Annotated in this window: 20 protein-coding genes; 15 read left to right on the top strand and 5 right to left on the bottom strand. The window is 73.3% G+C overall.

Going from position 1 to position 19156, the window contains the following annotated elements:
- The first annotated feature begins 120 nt into the window (after positions 1 to 120).
- Positions 121 to 1263: an oxalate decarboxylase family bicupin gene (locus tag AB0K10_RS31055; RefSeq protein ID WP_363689437.1), complete on the top strand. Its 1143-nt coding sequence runs from the start codon at positions 121 to 123 to the stop codon at positions 1261 to 1263.
- A 169-nt stretch (positions 1264 to 1432) separates the two neighbouring features.
- Here AB0K10_RS31055 and AB0K10_RS31050 read toward each other — a convergent pair whose 3' ends face one another.
- Together AB0K10_RS31050 and AB0K10_RS31045 are read right to left on the bottom strand one after the other, a co-directional pair.
- The gene (locus tag AB0K10_RS31050) at positions 1433 to 2518 is read right to left on the bottom strand and encodes a DUF3866 family protein (RefSeq protein ID WP_363689435.1); all 1086 of its coding nucleotides are present in this window, start codon (positions 2516 to 2518) and stop codon (positions 1433 to 1435) included.
- A gap of 128 nt (positions 2519 to 2646) precedes the next feature.
- Entirely contained in the window at positions 2647 to 3696 is a 1050-nt protein-coding gene (locus AB0K10_RS31045) for a cation diffusion facilitator family transporter (RefSeq protein ID WP_363689433.1), read from the bottom strand.
- Between the two features lie 127 nt (positions 3697 to 3823).
- Here AB0K10_RS31045 and AB0K10_RS31040 point away from each other — a divergent pair, with 127 nt between their 5' ends.
- The 6 genes from AB0K10_RS31040 (at position 3824) to AB0K10_RS31015 (ending at position 8779) form a co-directional block, all read left to right on the top strand.
- A complete protein-coding gene (locus tag AB0K10_RS31040; RefSeq protein ID WP_363689431.1) occupies positions 3824 to 4822 on the top strand; it encodes a WYL domain-containing protein in 999 nt (332 codons plus the stop codon).
- Positions 4819 to 5871 carry a YafY family protein gene (locus AB0K10_RS31035; RefSeq protein ID WP_363689429.1) on the top strand — a complete coding sequence of 351 codons (1053 nt, stop codon included), beginning with the start codon at positions 4819 to 4821 and terminating at the stop codon, positions 5869 to 5871. The genes AB0K10_RS31040 and AB0K10_RS31035 overlap by 4 nt, the downstream gene beginning before the upstream one ends.
- Positions 5872 to 5881: 10 nt before the next feature.
- On the top strand, positions 5882 to 6127 hold the full coding sequence (locus tag AB0K10_RS31030; protein WP_266242080.1) for a hypothetical protein: 246 nt from the start codon (positions 5882 to 5884) through the stop codon (positions 6125 to 6127).
- A 180-nt stretch (positions 6128 to 6307) separates the two neighbouring features.
- Complete coding sequence (gene tatA / locus AB0K10_RS31025; RefSeq protein ID WP_266242082.1) at positions 6308 to 6649, top strand: Sec-independent protein translocase subunit TatA; 342 nt, start codon at positions 6308 to 6310, stop codon at positions 6647 to 6649.
- A gap of 18 nt (positions 6650 to 6667) precedes the next feature.
- The gene (tatC, locus tag AB0K10_RS31020) at positions 6668 to 7618 is read left to right on the top strand and encodes a twin-arginine translocase subunit TatC (protein WP_363689426.1); all 951 of its coding nucleotides are present in this window, start codon (positions 6668 to 6670) and stop codon (positions 7616 to 7618) included.
- A 276-nt stretch (positions 7619 to 7894) separates the two neighbouring features.
- Positions 7895 to 8779: a diacylglycerol kinase family protein gene (locus AB0K10_RS31015; RefSeq protein ID WP_363689540.1), complete on the top strand. Its 885-nt coding sequence runs from the start codon at positions 7895 to 7897 to the stop codon at positions 8777 to 8779.
- Here AB0K10_RS31015 and AB0K10_RS31010 read toward each other — a convergent pair.
- Positions 8742 to 9653, bottom strand: coding sequence for an EamA family transporter (locus AB0K10_RS31010; protein WP_363689424.1), 912 nt, complete (start codon positions 9651 to 9653; stop codon positions 8742 to 8744). The two genes, AB0K10_RS31015 and AB0K10_RS31010, sit on opposite strands and share 38 nt — an antisense overlap.
- A gap of 188 nt (positions 9654 to 9841) precedes the next feature.
- Here AB0K10_RS31010 and AB0K10_RS31005 point away from each other — a divergent pair, with 188 nt between their 5' ends.
- Positions 9842 to 10150 carry a hypothetical protein gene (locus tag AB0K10_RS31005; RefSeq protein ID WP_363689422.1) on the top strand — a complete coding sequence of 103 codons (309 nt, stop codon included), beginning with the start codon at positions 9842 to 9844 and terminating at the stop codon, positions 10148 to 10150.
- Positions 10147 to 10545: a PIN domain-containing protein gene (locus AB0K10_RS31000; protein WP_363689420.1), complete on the top strand. Its 399-nt coding sequence runs from the start codon at positions 10147 to 10149 to the stop codon at positions 10543 to 10545. Before AB0K10_RS31005 ends, AB0K10_RS31000 begins: the two co-directional genes overlap by 4 nt.
- A gap of 19 nt (positions 10546 to 10564) precedes the next feature.
- Here AB0K10_RS31000 and AB0K10_RS30995 read toward each other — a convergent pair whose 3' ends face one another.
- A complete protein-coding gene (locus AB0K10_RS30995) occupies positions 10565 to 11335 on the bottom strand; it encodes an HAD-IA family hydrolase (RefSeq protein ID WP_363689418.1) in 771 nt (256 codons plus the stop codon).
- Between the two features lie 86 nt (positions 11336 to 11421).
- On the opposite strand from AB0K10_RS30995, the gene AB0K10_RS30990 reads away from it, so the two are divergent.
- Together AB0K10_RS30990 and AB0K10_RS30985 are read left to right on the top strand one after the other, a co-directional pair.
- On the top strand, positions 11422 to 14223 hold the full coding sequence (locus tag AB0K10_RS30990) for a DEAD/DEAH box helicase (protein WP_363689416.1): 2802 nt from the start codon (positions 11422 to 11424) through the stop codon (positions 14221 to 14223).
- Between the two features lie 165 nt (positions 14224 to 14388).
- Positions 14389 to 15291: an MHYT domain-containing protein gene (locus tag AB0K10_RS30985; protein ID WP_363689414.1), complete on the top strand. Its 903-nt coding sequence runs from the start codon at positions 14389 to 14391 to the stop codon at positions 15289 to 15291.
- 21 nt (positions 15292 to 15312) lie between these two features.
- Here AB0K10_RS30985 and AB0K10_RS30980 read toward each other — a convergent pair whose 3' ends face one another.
- Entirely contained in the window at positions 15313 to 15684 is a 372-nt protein-coding gene (locus AB0K10_RS30980; RefSeq protein WP_363689412.1) for a nuclear transport factor 2 family protein, read from the bottom strand.
- A 133-nt stretch (positions 15685 to 15817) separates the two neighbouring features.
- On the opposite strand from AB0K10_RS30980, the gene AB0K10_RS30975 reads away from it, so the two are divergent.
- From AB0K10_RS30975 to AB0K10_RS30960, 4 genes are all read left to right on the top strand, one after another.
- Complete coding sequence (locus AB0K10_RS30975) at positions 15818 to 16636, top strand: helix-turn-helix transcriptional regulator (protein ID WP_363689410.1); 819 nt, start codon at positions 15818 to 15820, stop codon at positions 16634 to 16636.
- Positions 16637 to 16733: 97 nt separating this feature from the next.
- On the top strand, positions 16734 to 17585 hold the full coding sequence (locus AB0K10_RS30970) for a fumarylacetoacetate hydrolase family protein (protein ID WP_363689408.1): 852 nt from the start codon (positions 16734 to 16736) through the stop codon (positions 17583 to 17585).
- Positions 17582 to 18331: an SDR family oxidoreductase gene (locus AB0K10_RS30965; RefSeq protein ID WP_363689406.1), complete on the top strand. Its 750-nt coding sequence runs from the start codon at positions 17582 to 17584 to the stop codon at positions 18329 to 18331. The genes AB0K10_RS30970 and AB0K10_RS30965 overlap by 4 nt, the downstream gene beginning before the upstream one ends.
- A gap of 40 nt (positions 18332 to 18371) precedes the next feature.
- Positions 18372 to 19139: a (Fe-S)-binding protein gene (locus AB0K10_RS30960; protein ID WP_363689404.1), complete on the top strand. Its 768-nt coding sequence runs from the start codon at positions 18372 to 18374 to the stop codon at positions 19137 to 19139.
- The last annotated feature ends 17 nt before the right edge of the window (positions 19140 to 19156 follow it).

The following is a 19156-nucleotide window of genomic DNA, read 5'->3' as shown; positions in this document are numbered from 1 at the left end:
GGGGCCAGAGGTTGGCCCGGCCGGGTCGTGTCGGCGGGTACCCGCTCGCCGTCGCCGTCGCGGGGGGTCTGCCCGTCTTGCGCGTCGACGACACCGGACGCGACGACGCGGGAGGCGATCATGGACGACGAATCGAAGGTGCCGCAGCCGGAGCGCGGTGGCGGAGGCTGGCAGGACCCCGGGCCGCGCGACGTGATCCGGGACCGGCAGAACCCCGACCTGCTGACTCCGCCGAGCACGGACGCGGGGACACTGCCCAACCTGCGGTTCTCCTTCTCCGACGCGCACACCCGCGTCCAGCGTGGCGGCTGGACCAGAGAGGTGACCGTACGCGAGCTGCCGATCGCCACCGAGCTCAGCGGCGTGGACATGGCGCTGGAACCGGGCGGCTACCGGGAGCTGCACTGGCACAAGCAGTCCGAGTGGGCGTACGTGTCGCGCGGCAGCGCCCGGATCAGCGCCGTCGACCAGGAGGGCCGCAACTTCCTCGACGACGTACACGCCGGTGACCTGTGGTTCTTCCCGCAGGGGGTGCCACACCACATCCAGGCACTCGACGAGGGTGTGGAGTTTCTGCTGGTCTTCGACGACGGGGCGTTCACCGAGAACGGCACGTTCCTGATCAGCGACTTCTTCGCGCACACCCCGAAGGACGTGCTGGCCAAGAACTTCGGGTGGCGACCCGAGCAGCTCGACTCGATCCCGGAGCGGGAGAAGTACATCTTCGCGGGGCAGGTGCCGCCGCCGCTGGACCGTGACCGGGTGGTCAGCCCGACCGGGGACGTGCCCCGCAGCCTGAGCCATCGGCTGCTCGCGCAGAAGCCGCAGCGGTTCGCGGGCGGTCAGGTCCGCATCGCCGACGTCGCCCAGTTCCCGGCGGCCACCACGATCTGCGCCGCCCTGGTCGAGGTCGACCCGGGCGGGATGCGCGAGCTGCACTGGCACCCCACCGACGACGAGTGGCAGTACTACCTCTCCGGCCACGGCCGGATGGGCGTGTTCGCCAGTCAGGGCGTGGCCGGCACCTTCGACATGCGCTCCGGCGACGTCGGGTACGTGCCGTTCGCGTACGGCCACTACATCGAGAACCTCGGCACCGAGCCGCTGGTCTTCCTGGAGATGTTCCGCAAACCCCGGTTCGAGTCCGTCTCGCTGACCCAGTGGATGGCGAACACCCCGGCCCAGGTCAGCGCGGACACCCTCAACCTGCCCCGAGAGCTGATCGAGGCCCTACCCCGCGACCAACGCCCGGTAATCCGCTAAACCCACCCACCCACCCACCCACGGCCCCACCCAGTCGCGGTGATCATGAAGTTATTGCCGCGACACGCCGAGGAGGCGGGCAATAACTTCATGATCAACGGGGCAAAGGGCGGGCTGAGGGTGGGGTGGGGGCGGGGTGGGGGCGGGGTGGGGGTGGGGTGGGGTGGGGTTAGGGGATGTGGGTGGTGGCTTGGCGGCCGGCTGCGGCCGCCGCCACGAAGTAGGCGTGGTCGGCGTCGAGGTTGCGGCCCATCGTGGACAGCGGCACGGCGCTGGCGCGCAACGCGTCGTCGAGGCCTGCGGTGGGCACCCGGACGATCCGGTGCCGGGCCGTCAGCGGCGCCAGCGCCGCGTCGACCTCGGCCGCGAGGGCCGGGTCCAGGTCGTCGGGCACCACCAGCTCCGCCGGGGCGAGTGCCACCCGGCCGTACGCGGTGAGGCTGTGGTGCGACACGCCCCGGTGTCGGGGGCGGGGGTCGGCGTCGGAGATGCGCAGTGAGCCGACCGGCCGGCCGCCGAGCGTGGCGATCGCGTTGACCGCCTCGCCGACGGCGACGCCGGAGAAGCCCCACCGGGTGCCGGTGCCCAGGTTGCCGGGCCCCTGGGCCACGATGGCCACGTCCGCGTCCAGCACGTGGCGGGCGGCGAGCAGGCCGCCGTGCAGGGTGGTGGCCTCCAGGTCGCCGCCGAACGCCTGTCCGACGGTGATCGTCCCGGCCAGCTCGTCCCGCAGCCCGGCGAGAGTGCGGGAGAACCAGGCCGGCAACGCCCCGCCGTCGGTGAGCAGGTACGCCACCCGGGCTCGTGGGGCGTCGGCCCGGATGCCGGCCAGGATCGCCGGCAGCGCCGAGTGCAGGTCGGCGGTGACCACCGGCATTCCGCCCAGGTCGTCGGCGTCGGCGAGGACGGCGCGGTGTGGGCTGGCCTCCTCGTCGACGCCGAGCAGGATCGGCTGCAACGGGGTGTAGCGGGCCTTGACGAGGTGCCCGGCGTCGCGGGTGTCAGAGGCGTCCGGGGGGTCCGGGGGCAGCCGGTCCGGCAGGGCCACCACGAGGGCGTACCCACCGGTGCCCAACCCCATCAGCAGCGCGCCCGCGTTGAGCAGCACCCGGTCACCCGGCTCGGGTGTGCCGACCAGCTCGGGATAGGCCAGCGCCCGCATGCCCGTGCCGTCGGGCAGGTCGACGTCGAGTTCCACCGCCCCGGTCCACTGCCGCCGCAGCGCCGCCACCGTCCCCGCCCGCCATCGCACCATGACGGGCACGCTAGCCGCGCGGACCAGGCGGTCCGCGCCCGGGTCGGCCCGCCCCCCACCCGGCGTCGGGTTCGCCTCGGCGTCGACGCTGGGCCCACCCCTCGGGCGGGCCGGGCTCGCCCCGCCCCTCAGGCGGGGTCGGGTTCGCCGCCGTCCGTGCTCGGCGTGGCCCGGTCGGGGTCGGGTTCGCCGCCGGCGTCGGCGCTCGGCCTGGCCTGGGTGTGGCGAGCCTTCCCGGGGGCGCCGGGCAGCGAGCGGGTGGGATCGAGGAAGACGTAGCGGATCTCCGGGTACCGCTCGGTGAGCCGCCGCTCGGCCTCGTCGGCGGTGGCCTCGATGGCCGCGCCGGTGGCCTCGTCGCGGAAGTCGACCTTCGCGGCGACGAGGATGTCGTCCGGGCCGAGCTGCATCGTCAGCAGGGTGTCGATCCGCTCCACCTCGGGCAGCCCGGCCAGGTCGTGCTCGATCTCGCGGCGTAGCCGCTCCGGGACGGCCCGACCGACAAGCAGCGACAGGTTGTTGCCGGCCAGGACCCCGGCGACGGCCAGCAGCAGCAACCCGATCAGGATCGACGCGACGCCGTCCCACACCTCGTCGCCGGTGGCCTGGGACAGGCCGACGCCGAGCGCGGCCAGCAGCAGACCGATCAGGGCCGCGCTGTCCTCCAGGAAGACCGCTTTGACTGTGGTGTCGGCGGTCAGCCGCAGGAACCGGCGCGGTGTCGTCTGCCAGCGCGCGGACTCGCGGCGAACCTGCCGCACGGCCCGGGCCAGCGAGATCGACTCGATGACGAACGACACCCCCAGCACGATGTACGAGATCAGGTAGTCGCCGCTGTGCTCGTGCACGAGGATGGTGGTGACACCGTGGGTGACGGCGAAGCCGGCGCCGGCCACGAAGGTGAACATCGCGGCGAAGAACGCCCAGACGTAGCTCTCCTTGCCGTACCCGAAGGGGTGTCGCTTGTCGGCCGGGCGTGCCCCGCGGCGCAGCGCCTGGAACAGCAGCACCTCGGTGGTCGTGTCGGCGACCGAGTGCGCGGCTTCGGAGAGCATCGCGGCCGATCCGGAGATCAGCCCGGCGATCAGCTTGGCGATCGCGATGGCGAGGTTGGCGGCGCCTGCGACGACCACCGTGCCGACGCTTTCGCTCTCGGTCTTCATCCCGGCTTGCGACATGAGGGCAACCCTATGACCGGCGCCGTCGGCACGCCGGGCGGGTGGCGCGACACCCCGGATCCGAACAGATGTGCGGCACGCCCGCGTGGGTGCACGCCTGCGCCGCGTCGGCTGCTAGCGTCTACCCGTGTCGCGGACCCGCACCGAACGCCTGGTCAACCTGGTGATCTGCCTCCTGTCCACGCGACGGTTCCTGACCGCCGCGCAGATCGCCGCGACCGTGCCCGGTTACGAGCACGACCCCGACGACGCGCGCGACCACGAGGCGTTCCAGCGCAAGTTCGAGCGGGACAAGGCCGAGCTGCGCGAGCTGGGCGTTCCGTTGGAGACCGGCACGGCAAGCGTCTTCGACGCCGAGCCCGGCTATCGCATCGCCCACCGCGAGTACGCGCTGCCCGACATTCCCCTGGAGCCCGACGAGGCCGCCGCGGTTGGCATCGCCGCCCGCCTGTGGCAGCACGCCGGTCTGGCCGCCGCCGCGTCGTCCGGGCTGGCCAAGCTGCGTGCCGCCGGGGTGGACGTCGACCCGCAGGCCACCCTCGGGCTGGAGCCGATGGTCACCGTCGACCCGGCGTTCGCGCCGCTGACCGCCGCCGCCCGGGACCGTCGCGAGGTCGGGTTCGACTACCGGGTGCCCGATCGGGACGCCTCCACCCGTCGCCGCCTGCAACCGTGGGGCGTGGTCTGCTGGCGGGGGCGGTGGTACGTGGTCGGCCACGACCTGGACCGCGATGCGACCCGCTGCTTCCGCCTGTCCCGGGTGGTCGGGGCGGTCCGGGTGACCGGCGCGCCCGGCGCGTACGAGCCACCGGCCGGCGTTGACCTGATCAGCCACGTGGCCCGCTGGTCCGGGCCGGTGGAGCGCACCGGCCGGGCCACCGTGCTCGCCGCGCCCGGGCGGGCCGCCGGCCTGCGCCGCTGGGCCGTGGAGGTGACCGCCGGGTCGGAGGGCGACCGGCTGGTCCTGCCGTACGCCGACCCGGACGGGCTGGCCGGCCAGCTCGTCGGGTACGGGCCGGACGTGCGGGTGCTCGACCCGCCGGAGGTCCGCGAGGCGGTCATCCAGCGGCTCAAGGAGATCGCCGCCCGGCACGACGAGCTGGCCGTCTCCGGGGGTGCCCGGTGACCCGCCCGGCCGCCCGCGGCGCTTCTTCCCGGGCCTCCGCCGACCGGCTCGCGCGACTGCTCAACCTGGTGCCCTACCTGCTGGCCCGACCCGGCATCGAGATCGCCGAGGCAGCCGGTGACCTGGGCGTCACCGAACGGCAGCTCCGGGAGGACCTGGAGCTGCTGTGGGTGTGCGGGCTGCCCGGATACGGCCCCGGTGACCTGATCGACATGGCGTTCGACGGCGACCGGGTCACCATCACCTACGACGCGGGCATCGACCGGCCGCTGCGGCTCACCCCCGACGAGGCCCTCGCGCTCGTGGTGGCGCTGCGGATGCTCGCCGAAACCCCCGGAGTGGCCAACCGGGAGGCGATCGAGCGGGCCCTGGCCAAGATCGAGGACGCCGCCGGTGACCTGGTGGGCGCGCCGGTCGCGGTCCGGCTGCCCGGGGACACCCGGCGGGTCGAGGCGCTGCGCGCCGCCGTGGAGGGCGGCAGGGCGCTGCGAATCACCTACTACACGGCGGCCCGCGACGAGACCACCGAGCGCGTCGTCGACCCGCTGCGGATGTTGATGGTCGGTGGCCGGGCGTACGTGGAGGCGTGGTGCCGCCGCGCGGAGGCGGTCCGGCTGTTCCGGGCCGACCGGATCGACGCGATCACCGAGCTGGACGAGCCGGCCACCGTCCCGCCGCAGGCCGTTCCGCACGACCGCACCGAGGGTGTCTTCCGGCCGTCGCCCGACCTGCCGCTGATCACCCTGCGGGTCGGCCGCAGCGAGCGGTGGATCACCGAGTACTACCCGTGCGAGCGGGTCGAGGCCGGCGACGGGGACCTGTGGCTCGTCTCGCTGCGGGTGACCGACCTGGGATGGGCGCGGCGGTTCGTGCTGGGCCTCGGCCCAGACGTCGCAGTGGTCGCCCCGGTCGAGCTTGCCGAACAGGTCCGGGCGACCGCGGCCGCCGCCCTCGACGCGTACGCCGTGCCCGCTCCCGCGGCCACTGTCCGCGCCCCGGCCGATTCCGTGCCGTCGGGCGACACGGCGGTGTCCGCCGGCGCCCAGTAGGCTGACCGGCGTGCTGATCTGGATCGTGCTCGCGGTGGTGCTTCTCCCGCTCGTGGCGCTCGCGCTGGCCGTCCGCCCGGTGCTGAGCCGGCTGCCCCAACTGCGCCGCGCCGCGGTGGCGTTGCAGCGACGGGCCACCGAGGCGGAGGCGCTGCGGGAGACCGCCGAGGCGTTGCAGCAGCGCGCCGAGGGTGTCCAACGCCAGCTCGACACCGCCCAGCAGCGACTCGCCGTGATCCAGGCCAAGCGCGGCTGACCGACAGCCGTCGGCCACCGCCGCCACCCGGCCGGGTGGCGATGGTTGACTGATCATCGCGGTTGGTCAAGACTTCACCGGCCGGGCCCTGATCATCATCCCCGGCAGGTGGCATTCGGTTCATCCGCACGTACGATGGGCTGCGTACCACCCCCGGACACAGAGCGACTGGAGCTTCTCATGGGTGCCCTCAAGCCGTGGCACATCGCCGTTCTCGTGGTTGTGCTGATCCTGCTCTTCGGTGCGAAGCGGCTCCCCGACGCGGCCCGCTCGCTGGGTCGCTCGCTGCGGATCATCAAGGCCGAGACCAAGAGCCTGCAGGACGACGACCGCGACCTCGCCGAGAAGGCTGACGCGCAGGCCGGCTACCAGCCGCTGCCGCCGCACGCCGGCCAGCAGGCGCCGTACGCGGGGCAGCCGCAGCAGGCGCCGTACGCCGGTCAGCCGCAGCAGGCGCCGTACCAGCAGGCGCCGGCGCAGCAGCCGGTCGTCGACCCGGTGCACCGCGTCCGCGACAACTGACCGAAGGGCCCCACCACCGTGGCCTTCGCAATGCGTAAGCGCGGCCCGAGCACGTTCGAACGGGCCGCCGACGGTTCGATGACGCTCATCGAGCACGTCCGTGAGCTGCGCAATCGTCTCTTCCGCGCCTCGCTGGCGATCCTGGTCGGCTTCGGCTTCGGCATCTGGCTGGCCGAGCCGGTGCGGCATCTGCTGTCGCAGCCGTACTGCGACCTGCCGGGGTCGAAGGACGCGTCCGGCAAGTGCCTGTTCGTCCAGCTCGGCCCGGCGGACCTCTTCCTGTTGAACCTGAAGATCGGCCTCTGGGTGGGCCTGATCATCGCGGCGCCGATCTGGCTCTACCAGCTCTGGGCGTTCATCGCTCCCGGTCTGCACCGGCACGAGCGGCGCTACGCCTACGCCTTCACGGCCCTGGCAGCACCGCTCTTCGCCGCCGGTGCGGTGTTGGCGTTCTTCGTCACCGCCAAGGGCCTCGAGTTCCTGATGAACGTGTCCGGCGACGACATCTCGACCACCCTGGAAGTCACCCGTTACATCTCGTTCGTCACCAACCTGATCCTGCTGTTCGGGGTGGCGTTCGAGTTCCCGCTGATCGTGTTGATGCTCAACTTCGTGGGAATCGCGAGCGCGAAGCGTTTGCTCAGTTGGTGGCGGGTGGCGATCTTCGTGTTCTTCGCGTTCTCCGCCGTGGTCACCCCCACGCCGGACCCGTTCGGGATGACCGCCCTGGCGGCCTGCCTCTCCGCGCTCTACTTCGCGGCGGTCGGGGTGGCGTTCATCAACGACCGGCGGCGCGGGCGGGGCAAGGAGGTCTACGCCGGTCTCGACGACGACGAGGTGTCGCCGTTGGAGTTCGACGCGGACCCGGTCGTGGCCGGGCAGCGGGTCGACGCGACCGCCCCGGTGGGCGCTCCCGAGCCGATCGCCAAGCCGGCGCCCATCGAACGCCGCTACGACGACATGACCTGACGGCCCCGCGCCGCCGGGATTCACCGACGCCGTCCCCGCCTGCCGGGGGCGGCGTCGTCGCGTCAGCGGGCCATCCACCGAGGCGCTCACCGCAGGCGTCCACGGCGGAACTGATCGTGACGACGTCCGCCTCTGCTGAACGGCGGGTGTCCGACCGGTACGGTGCTGCCCGTGACCGCAGACGATCACCTGCCCGGCCCGCCCACCGACGGCCCGGGCGAGCGCACCCCGGCCGTCGGCGGCTCGGTCGATCGCGTCCGGGATGAGGGTGGCCCCGTGGCCGTGCTCGCCAATCCGACCGCCGGCCGGGGTCGGCACCGGGCCCTGCTGCCCCGGCTGCTGGACGGGCTGGCCGCCGCCGGTCGGCCGGTCCGACTGCTGTCGGCGTCGGATCCGGGCGAGGCGGAGGCGGCGTGTCGGAGCGCGGTCGCCGATGGCGTCGGCGCGCTGGTCGCGATCGGCGGGGACGGCACCGTACACGGGGCGATGCAGGCCGTCGCCGGCACCGACGTGCCGTTCGGTCCGGTGCCGGCGGGCACCGGCAACGACTTCGCCCTCGACACCGGCTTTCCGGCCGATCCCGTCGCCGCCGTTGCGGTGATCGCCGAGGCGCTGCGCGCGGGCCGGACCCGCGTCGTCGACCTGGCCCGGATGACCGGCGCCGGCGGGGCCGTGCGCTGGTACGGGGCTGTCCTCGCTGCGGGCTTCGACGCGATCGTCAACGAGCGCGCCAACCGGATGCGTTGGCCGCGCGGCCCCCGCCGGTACGACCTGGCGATCGTGGTCGAGCTGGCTCGGCTCCGGCCGCGCCGCTACACGCTGCGCCTCGACGGGGTGCCCCACGAGCTGGACGCGGTGCTGGTGGCGGTGGGCAACTGCCCGACGTACGGCGGTGGGATGCGGATCTGTCCCGACGCGGACCCGACGGACGGGTTGCTGGACGTGGTGGTGGCCGGCCGGGTCGACAGGCGGACCCTGATCCGGGTCAAGCCGCGCATCTACCAGGGCACCCACGTGAGCCACCCCCTGGTGACCAGCTACCGGGCGCGCACGGTGGAGCTGGCCGCCGACGGCATCGTCACGTACGCCGACGGGGAACGTTCGCTGCGGCTGCCGGTGACGATCACCGCCGTGCCGGGCGCTCTGCGGCTGCTGCTCTGACCCGTACCGCGCCGATGCTGGCCGCGATGACAAGCGCGATGGCGGCGCACTCCAGCAGGCTCAGCTCCTGCCGCAGCACCAGCCAGCCGGCGAGGGTGGCGATGGCCGGGCCGAGGCTCATCAGCACCGCGAAGGTCGCCGTGGGCATCCGGCGCAGGGCCAGCAGTTCCAGGGTGTACGGCAGTCCGGAGGCCAGCACCGCGAGGGCGGTGCCGAGCGCCAGGACGGTCGGGTCGAGCAGCTCCGCGCCGCCGTCGACGACGCCCAGCGGCAGGGTGACAAGCGCGGCGAGGGCCAGGGCCAGGGCCAGCCCGTCCGCGCCCGGGAACCGGCCGCCGACCCGCGCGCTGAGCACGATGTACGCGGCCCACATGGCGCCCGCGCCGAACGCGAAGGCCACACCGGCCGGGTTGAGCCGGTCGAAGCCGCCCTGTCCGAGCAGCGCCACCCCGGCCAGCGCCAGGCCGGCCCAGCACCAGCTCGCCAGCCGCCGGGCGGTGAAGACGGACAGCGCCAGCGGGCCGAGCACCTCCAGGGTCACCGTCGGGCCGAGGGGGATCCGCTCGATGGCCTGGTAGAACAGCGAGTTCATGCCGGCCAGCGCCAGCCCGAAGGCGCCGGCCGCCAGCCAGGCCGAGCGGTCGTACCCGCGCAGTCGGGGCCGGCACACGACGAGCAGCAGCACCGCCGAGATCGTCAGCCGCAGGGTGACCGCCCCGGCCACCCCGGTACGCGGAAAGAGCAGCGCGGCCAGGGCGGAGCCGAACTGCACCGACAGCGCCCCGCCGAGCACGAGCCCCACGGCGACGACGCCACCACGCCGCTCCGGTGGCGCGTCGGTCACTGCGGGCAGCAGGGTCTCCGTCACGCGCATGACGCTAGGCGGTCGCCTTAGGCAACTCTCCGGCGGTGCCCACCCAAGCTGCCCACCGCGCACGCGACGCGCCGCCGCGGGGGAGACCCGTTCGGGGCGTGTTGATCTTTTTGTCCGTGCGGACGTCGGAGCGCCGACATGGGCGTACGTGTTCGCCATCGCGGTGCTACCGGCGTACGGTCTCGGGTATGACCAGCGCCATGCGGAAACTGTCGATCTCCGTGCCCCCGGACGTGGCGGAACGTCTGGAGCACGAGACGAACGCCAGCGCGTACATCACCCAGGCTGTCCGGGACCGGATGCGCCTGGACGCACTGGACGCCGAGCTGGCCCACCAGGGCATCCAGATCACCGACCAGGGCGTGGCCGAGGCGCGTGCCCGCCGTGCCGCCGTCGAGGCCGAGTGGTCGCCGGAGCGCCGGGAGGCCCTTCGCGAGCGGGCACGCCGCAACGCGCTGAACGCCGCCGCCGGCACCGTCGAGCAGCCGGCAGCGTGACCCCGGAGGACGACCGGCCGATCCGGCTCGTGCTGGACCGCTCGGCGCTGCTGGCGTACCTGGCGGGATCGGTGCATGTCGGGGAGCCGCTGCACGAGGTCATCCAGGACCGCAACCGGTTCGGCGTCACCGCCGTGACCGCGGCGGAGACGCTGGCGATCGTCAGCGACCCGAAGGAACGGGCGACCCTGCATCGGCTGCTGACCCTCGACGCCTGCGAGGTGCTCCCGACCGAGGGGCACTCCTGGCACGAACTCAGCTACTGGCGCACGGTGACGGGCCGTGCCGACCTGGCCACCACGGCGCTGGCCGTCCTCGAACACGACGCCTCCATCCTCACGGGGGAGGACAGGTACGGCGACGGTGACCTGCCGGTGATTCACATCCCCGACTGACGGCACAGGAGCCCGGGAGTCAGGTCGACAGCGCCAGGTCCAGGACCGCGCCGAGGCCGTTCTCCCGGCCCGGGTCGGCGGCCGGGAGCACCAACACCGCGCAGCCCGCCGCGACGGCGCCCGCGTCCGCAGGTGTGTCGCCGACCATCAGCGTCTGCTCGGGGTCGACGCCGAGCATCCCGCAGGCCCGCCAGAAGATCGCCGGGTCGGGCTTGCAGCGCCCCACCTCGTACGAGAGCACGAACGCGTCGACGAGGTCGGTCAACCCCCAGGCGTCGAAGTGCGGCCGCAGGTCGAAGCCGATGTTGCTGACCACCGCCACCCGCACACCGGCGTCGCGCAGTGCGGCGAGCGTGGGGGCGGCGTCCGGGTACGGCAGCCAGCCCTCGGCGACGAGCAGCCGCTCGTAGAGCGCGTCGGCGAAGCCCTCGATGCCCGCGTCCACGGTCTCGGCGAGCCCCGTGTATGCCGCCCGGTGCGCATGCGCGTAGAGGTCCCGGTCGGCCCACAGCTCGGCCAGCCGGGGCGGCACCCGGGCCGGCAGCGGGCCGCCTGCGCGCCCGGCGGTCAGCAGACGGTCGGCCAGCGAGGTCGCCCGGACCCGGTCGAGGGTGACCCCGCACGCGGCGGCGGCTTGCGTGACCCACTGCCGGGGCTCCTCCACCTGGGCCAGGGTGCCGTGGAAGTCGAAGAGCACCGCCTTGACGGGCCGTCGGGACGCCCGGGGGGCGCTGGCGTCGGCGACGCTGCCCGGCGGACTGGTCTGGGGCGGTTCGGCATGGTCCGGCACGCCGTGCACCCTACCGACCGCCACTGACGGCCCCTCCGCACGGCCTTGTCGGGTGTCCTGTCCCGGCACGCACTAATCTTGGTGCCATGTCGAGCCCCGCCGAGCGGTTTGCAGCGGCGCGCCGCCGGGCCGCGCAGGCCGCACAGTTTCCGGCGCTGGACGAGTTCGCCCTTGACCTGGGGTTCGATCTCGACGACTTCCAGCGGGAGGCGTGTCAGTCGCTGGAGCGGGGCAGTGGTGTGCTGGTCTGCGCCCCCACCGGCGCCGGCAAGACGGTGGTCGGCGAGTTCGCCGTACACCTGGCGTTGCGGGGGCGGCCCGACGACCCGGCGGCGGCCGACGACGCCGCGACGCCACCGATCCGGCGCAAGTGCTTCTACACCACGCCGATCAAGGCGCTGTCCAACCAGAAGTACCACGATCTGGTCGCCCGGTACGGCGCCGAGCAGGTGGGCCTGCTCACCGGCGACAACGCGATAAACGGCGACGCGCCCGTGATCGTGATGACCACCGAGGTGCTGCGCAACATGCTCTACGCGGGCTCCAGCACCCTGAACGGGCTGGCGTACGTGGTGATGGACGAGGTGCACTACCTCGCCGACCGGTTCCGCGGTGGTGTGTGGGAAGAGGTGATCATCCACCTGCCCGCCTCGGTCACCCTGGTCTCGCTGTCGGCGACGGTGTCCAACGCCGAGGAGTTCGCCGACTGGCTGGTCACCGTGCGCGGCGAGACCGCGGTGGTGGTCAGCGAGCACCGGCCGGTGCCGCTGTGGCAGCACATGCTTGTCGGCAAGCGGATGTTCGACCTGTTCCACGACGCCGACGCCGCCCGCAAGCACGACGTGCACCCGGAGCTGCTGCGCTACACCCGCGACCAGATGCGCCGCCTGGAGCTGGGGGAGGGGCGCAGCGCCGGGCCGGGCTCCGGTCGGCGCGGCCCCCGCTGGCGTGGCCCGATGCGTCCGGACATCGTCGACCGGCTGGACCGCGAGGGGCTGCTGCCGGCGATCCTGTTCATCTTCAGCCGGGCGGGCTGTGCCGCCGCCGTGCAGCAGTGCCTGGCCGCCGGGCTGCGGCTCACCTCGCCCGAGGAGCGGGCCGAGATCCGCCGCGTCGTCGAGTCCCGGGTCACCGCCATCCCCGGCGAGGACCTGACGGTGCTCGGCTACTGGGAGTGGCTCGACGGCCTCGAACGGGGCCTCGCGGCACACCACGCCGGCATGCTGCCGGTGTTCAAGGAGATCGTCGAGGAGCTGTTCGTCAGGGGTCTGGTCAAGGCGGTATTCGCCACCGAGACCCTGGCGCTGGGCATCAACATGCCGGCCCGCTGCGTCGTCCTGGAACGCCTCGTCAAGTACAACGGCGAGGCGCACGTCGACCTGACCCCGGGGGAGTACACCCAGCTCACCGGGCGGGCCGGCCGGCGCGGCATCGACGTCGAGGGGCACGCCGTCGTGGTGTGGTCCCCGGAGACCGACCCGCGGCACGTGGCCGGGCTGGCCTCCACCCGCACCTACCCGCTGCGGTCCAGCTTCCGGCCCTCGTACAACATGGCGGTGAACCTGGTCGGCACGGTCGGCGCGGACCCCGCCCGGGCGTTGCTGGAGTCCTCGTTCGCCCAGTTCCAGGCCGACCGGTCGGTGGTCGGCCTGGCACGGCAGGTGCAGCGCAACACCGAAACCATCGAGGCGTACGGCGCGGAGGCAGCCTGCCACCACGGCGACTTCGACGAGTACTTCGCGCTGCGGGTGGCGATCGCCGACCGGGAGAAGGCGATCGCCCGGCAGGGACAGACCCAGCGCAAGGCCGCCGCCGTGGCGTCGCTGGAGCGCCTGCGGATCGGTGACGTGATCCGCGTGCCGTCGGGCCGGCGGGCCGGCCTGGCGGTCGTGCTCGATCCGGCGACAGGCGGTTTCGGCGAACCCCGTCCGCTGGTGCTCACCCAGGACCGCTGGGCGGGGCGGGTCAGCCCCGGCGACTTCACCACCCCGGCCGAGGTGCTGGCCCGCATCCGGGTGCCCAAGCACTTCAACCACCGCTCGCCGGGCGCCCGGCGGGATCTGGCCGCCGAGGTCAGCGGCACCGGTCTGGACCGGCACGGCGGCCGCCGCGGTGGGCGTTCCCGGCAGACGCCCGGCGAGGACCACCAGCTCTCCCAGCTCCGCACCGAGCTGCGCAACCACCCCTGCCACGCCTGCCCGGAGCGCGAGGAGCACGCCCGCTGGGCGGAGCGGCGTCGACGGCTGGAGCGGGACACCGAGGAACTGCGCGAGCGGGTGTCCGGACGCACCGGGTCCCTCGCGCGGACCTTCGACCGGATCGTCGCCCTGCTGACCGACCGTGGCTACCTCGCCCGCGACGGCGCGGTCACCGACGCCGGTCGGATGCTCGGCCGGATCTGGACCGAGGCGGATCTGCTGGTCGCCGAGTGTCTGCGCCGACGCGTGTGGGACGGGCTCTCCCCGGCCGAGCTGGCCGCCGCGGTGTCCGTGGTGGTCTTCGAGGCGCGTCGCGACGTCGACGAGCGGGCGTCGCTGCCACGTGGCCCGGTGGCCGACGCGGTGGACGAGACGCTGAAGCTGTGGGGTGAGATCGAGGCCGACGAGGCGGCGCGTGGTCTGACCGCGACCCGGGAGCCGGATCTGGGCTTCGCCTGGCCGGTCTTCCGGTGGGCGCGGGGTGAGGCCCTGGCCAAGGTGCTCGGCAGCGGGCACGAGATCGACGGGGAGATGCCCGCCGGTGACTTCGTCCGTTGGGCGCGGCAGGTGGTCGACCTGCTCGGTCAACTTGCCGACTCCGGCGGCGCCTCGCCGGAGCTGCGCTCCACGGCCCGGCAGGCGATATCGGCCATCAACCGGGGCGTACTGGCGTACCACACCTCCGCCTGATCATCATTTTCGGTCAGCGTCGCCCCCGGAACGACGCATCGGACGGTCACCGCGACGGCACCCCGCGCATCGCCCGGGGGGCGCTGTTGCGCCTGTTCGGGGCAGCCCTGATCATTGCCCGAGCGCCGTGTATACGCGCTGGTAACGAATGGGGAGAGAACCGCCGTGGCGGACATCAATCACTTTGAGTACGGGTGGATCACACCCGCGCTGAGCTACGCGCTGTCCGTGCTCGGCTCGGTTCTCGGGCTCGTCTGCGCCGGCCGCATCCGGACGGCCCGCACCGGCGGTCAGCGCGCCTGGTGGGGCCTGCTGGCCGCCTGGGCGCTGGGTGCCACCGCCATCTGGGCGATGCACTTCATGGCCATGCTCGGCTTCGCCGTCGACGGCGCCCGCATCCGCTACGACGTGCCCCTCACCGCCGCCAGCACCGCCATCGCGGTGGTCGCGGTCGGCATCGGCCTGGCCATCGTCGGCACCGGCCGGTTGAATCCGGTACGCCTCGTCGCCGGCGGCGTCTTCACCGGCCTCGGCGTCGCCGCCATGCACTACACAGGCATGGCGGCGATGCGCCTCAACGGCAGCCTCGCCTACGACAGCACCCGCGTCATCCTCTCGGTGGTCATCGCGGTCGTCGCCGCGACCGTCGCGCTGTGGCTCGCGATGACCGTCCGGCGCGGCCTGGCGATCTTCGCGTCCGCGCTGGTGATGGGCGTCGCCGTGAACGGCATGCACTTCACCGGCATGAGCGCGCTGTCGGTGCACCTGCACGAACGCGCCGGCGGGGTGAGCGGCGCCGGGGTGAGCGCCCTGCTCGTGCCGATCGTCGTGGCGGTGATCTTCGGGGTGGTGGGCCTGCTCTACGCGCTGCTCGCCGCGCCCACCGACGACGACATGGCCGCCGCCGCGTACCTGGACGCGCGCCGGGCACCGGAGCCGGCCCCGGCCGCGCCGGTGGCCGCTCCGGACCCGGTCGGGCTGCGCGCCCGGTCCACCCTCGGGCAGCCCGGCACTCCGTTCCCGTCCCGCCGGGACACCCCTACCCGCCGGGACACCCCGTCGCGCTGACGCCGCGCAGCCGGGGGCCGGTCAGGCCCCCGGAACCCGGTCCAACCAGCCGAGCACCTGGCTCAACCGCCCGTCGCCGTCCACCACCGCGACGTCGAAGCCCACGATCGGCGCCTCGACGCCGGCGGGCCCCAACTCCCAGGTGAACCGGACCTGATCGTGGTGGCCGTCGACAGGCCCGGCCAGCCGGAACGCCATGCCGGGAAAGAACCGGTCCTGTACGGCCGCGATCATCGCGTCGATCGCCTCCCGACCCTCGGCGACGCTCAGCGGGTCGACGTAGCGGGCGTCGGCAGCCCACACGTCGGCGATCTCCGTACGGCGACGGGCCGGGTCGGTCTCGTTCCAGATCGCGATGTACCGCTCGGCCAGCGTGTCGAAGCTGGTAGCCATGACTCTCTCCTCGTCGTCGGACGACGGCGGTGGTCGCCGCTCTCGAGAGAGATGCTCGCGGCCGGCCCGGGGCGCTGTCGATTACGTCGGAGGTAATGGCGGCTGTCTCGCCCTGGTCACTAGGGTCGGTCGCGTGACGACGACGACCAGACCGGTGCGACGGGTCGGAGAGCTGCTGCGCGACTGGCGTCAGAGCCGCCGGATGAGCCAACTGGACCTGTCGATCGAGACGGGAATCTCCGCCCGACATCTGAGCTTCGTGGAGACCGGGCGGTCCCGGCCGAGTCCCGAGCTGATCCTGCGTCTGGCCGAGCAGCTCGACGTGCCGCTGGCGGACCGCAACACGATCCTGCTCGCCGGCGGGTACGCGCCCGCCTACCCCCGCCACGAGCTGGACGACCCGGAGTTGGCGCCGGTGCGTGCCGCCGTCCGACGGATCCTCGACGGCCACGGCCCGTACCCGGCGGTGCTCATCGACAGGCACTGGCAGCTCGTCGAGGCCAACCCCGCGGTGGCGTTGTTCACCGACGGCGCGGCGGCGCACCTGCTCGCCCCTCCGGTAAACGTGCTGCGGCTCAGTCTGCACCCCGACGGCATGGCCCCGCGGATCGGTAACCTGCCCGAGTGGCGTACGCACCTGCTCGCCCGGCTGCGCCAGACGGCGGTCACCACCGGCGACGCGGCCCTGCACGACCTGCACGACGAGCTGCGCGGCTATCCCGGCGACAACTGCCACTCCCCGGCAACGGGCGACCCCGTCTCGCGGGTCGCCGTCGGGCTCCGTTACCGCCACCAGGGCCGGGAACTGTCCTTTCTCAGCACCACCACCGTGTTCGGCACCCCGCTCGACGTCACAGTCGCCGGGCTGGCCGTCGAGTCGTTCTTCCCGGCCGACGCGGCGACGCTGCGCGCCCTCGGCGTACGGGGCGGCGACGAGGTCCCAGGGAGCTGACCGAGGTGATCCCGCCGTGCCGGGCGCGGGGCGTGTCGGTGTTGAATGCGGGGGTGTCCGCCACCGCCCGGTCAGCCCGGACACGGAGGAGAGTGAGATGAACTTCCAGCGCCTCGGCCCGAGCGGCCAGGAGATCCCTGTCGTCCAGCGCGACGGTACGACCTTCGACCTGCGGCCGCTCACCGCCGACCTGGACGGGGCGTTCTGGGCGTCGGACGGGATCGCGCGGACACGGGTCGCACTCGACCGTGGCGAGCTGGCCGAGCTGCCCGACGCGGACAGCCTGCGGGTGGGCGCACCCATCGCCCGACCCCACAAGATTGTCTGCATCGGACTCAACTACCGCGACCACGCGGCGGAGACGGGTGCGGCGCTGCCCGCCGAGCCGGTGGTCTTCATGAAGGACCCGATGACGATCGTCGGCCCGTACGACGACGTTCTCGTCCCGCGTGGCTCGACGCAGACCGACTGGGAGGTCGAACTCGCGGTCGTCGTCGGCACGACCATCCGCTACGCCGACTCCCCGGAGGAGGCCATGCGGCACATCGCGGGGTACGCGGTGTCGCACGACGTCTCCGAGCGCGGGTTCCAGTTGGAGCGCGGAGGGCAGTGGGACAAGGGCAAGAGCTGCGAGACCTTCAACCCGCTGGGACCGAGCCTCGTGCCGGCCGACGAGGTCGACGACCCGCAGTCGCTGGAGCTGCGGTTGTGGGTCAACGGGGTTCTGCGCCAGGACGGGTCCACCAAGGACATGATCTTCCCCGTCGCGCACGTCGTCTGGTACCTCAGCCAGTTCATGGTCCTGTACCCCGGCGACGTCATCAACACCGGCACCCCGGCGGGGGTGGCGCTCGGCCTTCCGGACCACCCGTACCTGCGCGCGGGCGACGTCGTGGAGTTGGAGGTCGCCGGCCTGGGCCGGGCACGCCAGACGTTGGTTCCGGCGTGAGCGCGGAGTTCGCCGGCCTGGCCGCTCTCGTCACCGGCGGCTCCTCCGGCATCGGCCGCGCCACCGCCGTGGAACTGCGCGAGCGGGGCGCGCGGGTGGCAGTCCTCGACCTCGACCCGAGCGACCTGCCCGAAGGCGTCGAAGGCTTCGCCGCCGACGTTTCGAGCCGCCCATCGGTGCGGGAGGCGGTCGCCGCCGCCGCCGACGCGCTCGGCGGCATCGACGTGGTGGTGAACAACGCCGGAATCGGCGCGACCGGCACCGTCGCCGACCAGACCGACGACGAGTGGCACCGCGTGCTCGACGTCAACGTGGTCGGCATGGCGCGCGTCGTCAGCGCGGCCCTGCCCTGGCTGCGCCGCTCGGCGCACGCGTCGGTCGTCAACATCTCGTCCATCGCCGCGCTCAACGGCCTGCCCGGCCGGGCGCTCTACTCGGCCAGCAAGGGCGCGGTGCTGTCGCTGACCCTCGCCATGGCCACCGACCACGTCCGCGAGGGCATCCGGTTCAACTGCGTCTGCCCCGGCACGGCCGACACGCCGTGGGTGGGACGGCTGCTGGCGCAGGCCGACGACCCGGCCGCCGAACGCGTGGCGTTGCAGGCCCGCCAGCCCATCGGACGACTTGTCACACCGAAGGAGGTCGCGAACGCGATCGTCTACCTCGCGTCGCCGCTCTCGGCGTCGACCACCGGTACGGTGTTGGACGTCGACGGTGGGGTCACCCACCTGCGGGTCCGGCCGTGACGGCGGCCGGCCGGCGGCGGTCGGTGGGGGGAGGCGGGCCGTGCGGATCGCGCTGTTCGTGACCTGCCTGGCCGACACCATGTTCCCGCAGGCGGCCACGGCGACCGTGCGGCTGCTGGAGCGGCTCGGCCACGAGGTGGTCTTCCCGCAGGAGCAGACCTGCTGCGGGCAGATGCACGTCAACACCGGCTACCAGCGCGAGGCCGTTCCCCTGGTCCGCCGGCACGTGCGGGTCTTCGACCCGTACGACGTGATCGTCGCGCCGTCGGGCTCCTGCGTCGGGTCGGTGCGGCACCAGCACGCGACGGTGGCGCGGCGGGCGGGCGACGTGCGGCTGGCCAGCCGGGCCGAGTCGGTGGCGCAGCGCACGTACGAGCTGTCCGAGCTGCTCGTCGATGTGCTCGGGGTGACCGACGTGGGCGCGTACTACCCGCACCGGGTCACCTACCACCCGACCTGCCACTCGCTGCGGATGCTGCGGGTGGGGGACCGGCCGCGACAGTTGCTGGGCGCGGTGCGCGGGCTCGACCTGGTCGAGTTGCCGGCGGCGGAGCAGTGCTGCGGGTTCGGCGGCACGTTCGCCGTGAAGAACCCGGAGACGTCCACGGCGATGCTGGCGGACAAGATGCGTCACGTGCTCTCCACCGGCGCCGACGTGTGCACCGCCGGGGACGTCTCGTGTCTCATGCACATCGGCGGTGGGCTGTCGCGGCTGCGGACCGGGGTACGCACCGTGCACCTCGCCGAGATCCTGGCCTCGACCGAGCAGAGCGGCGCGGTAGGCGTCGGGTCGGCGGTGCGGCCGTGACCCGCCGGACGTTCCTC

Origin of the sequence: Micromonospora sp. NPDC049274 (assembly GCF_040678875.1) — a bacterium.
Classification (GTDB): Bacteria; Actinomycetota; Actinomycetes; order Mycobacteriales; family Micromonosporaceae; genus Micromonospora.
The sequence above is the reverse complement of the archived record's forward strand: the minus strand, read 5'-3'. Positions and strand labels throughout refer to the sequence as shown.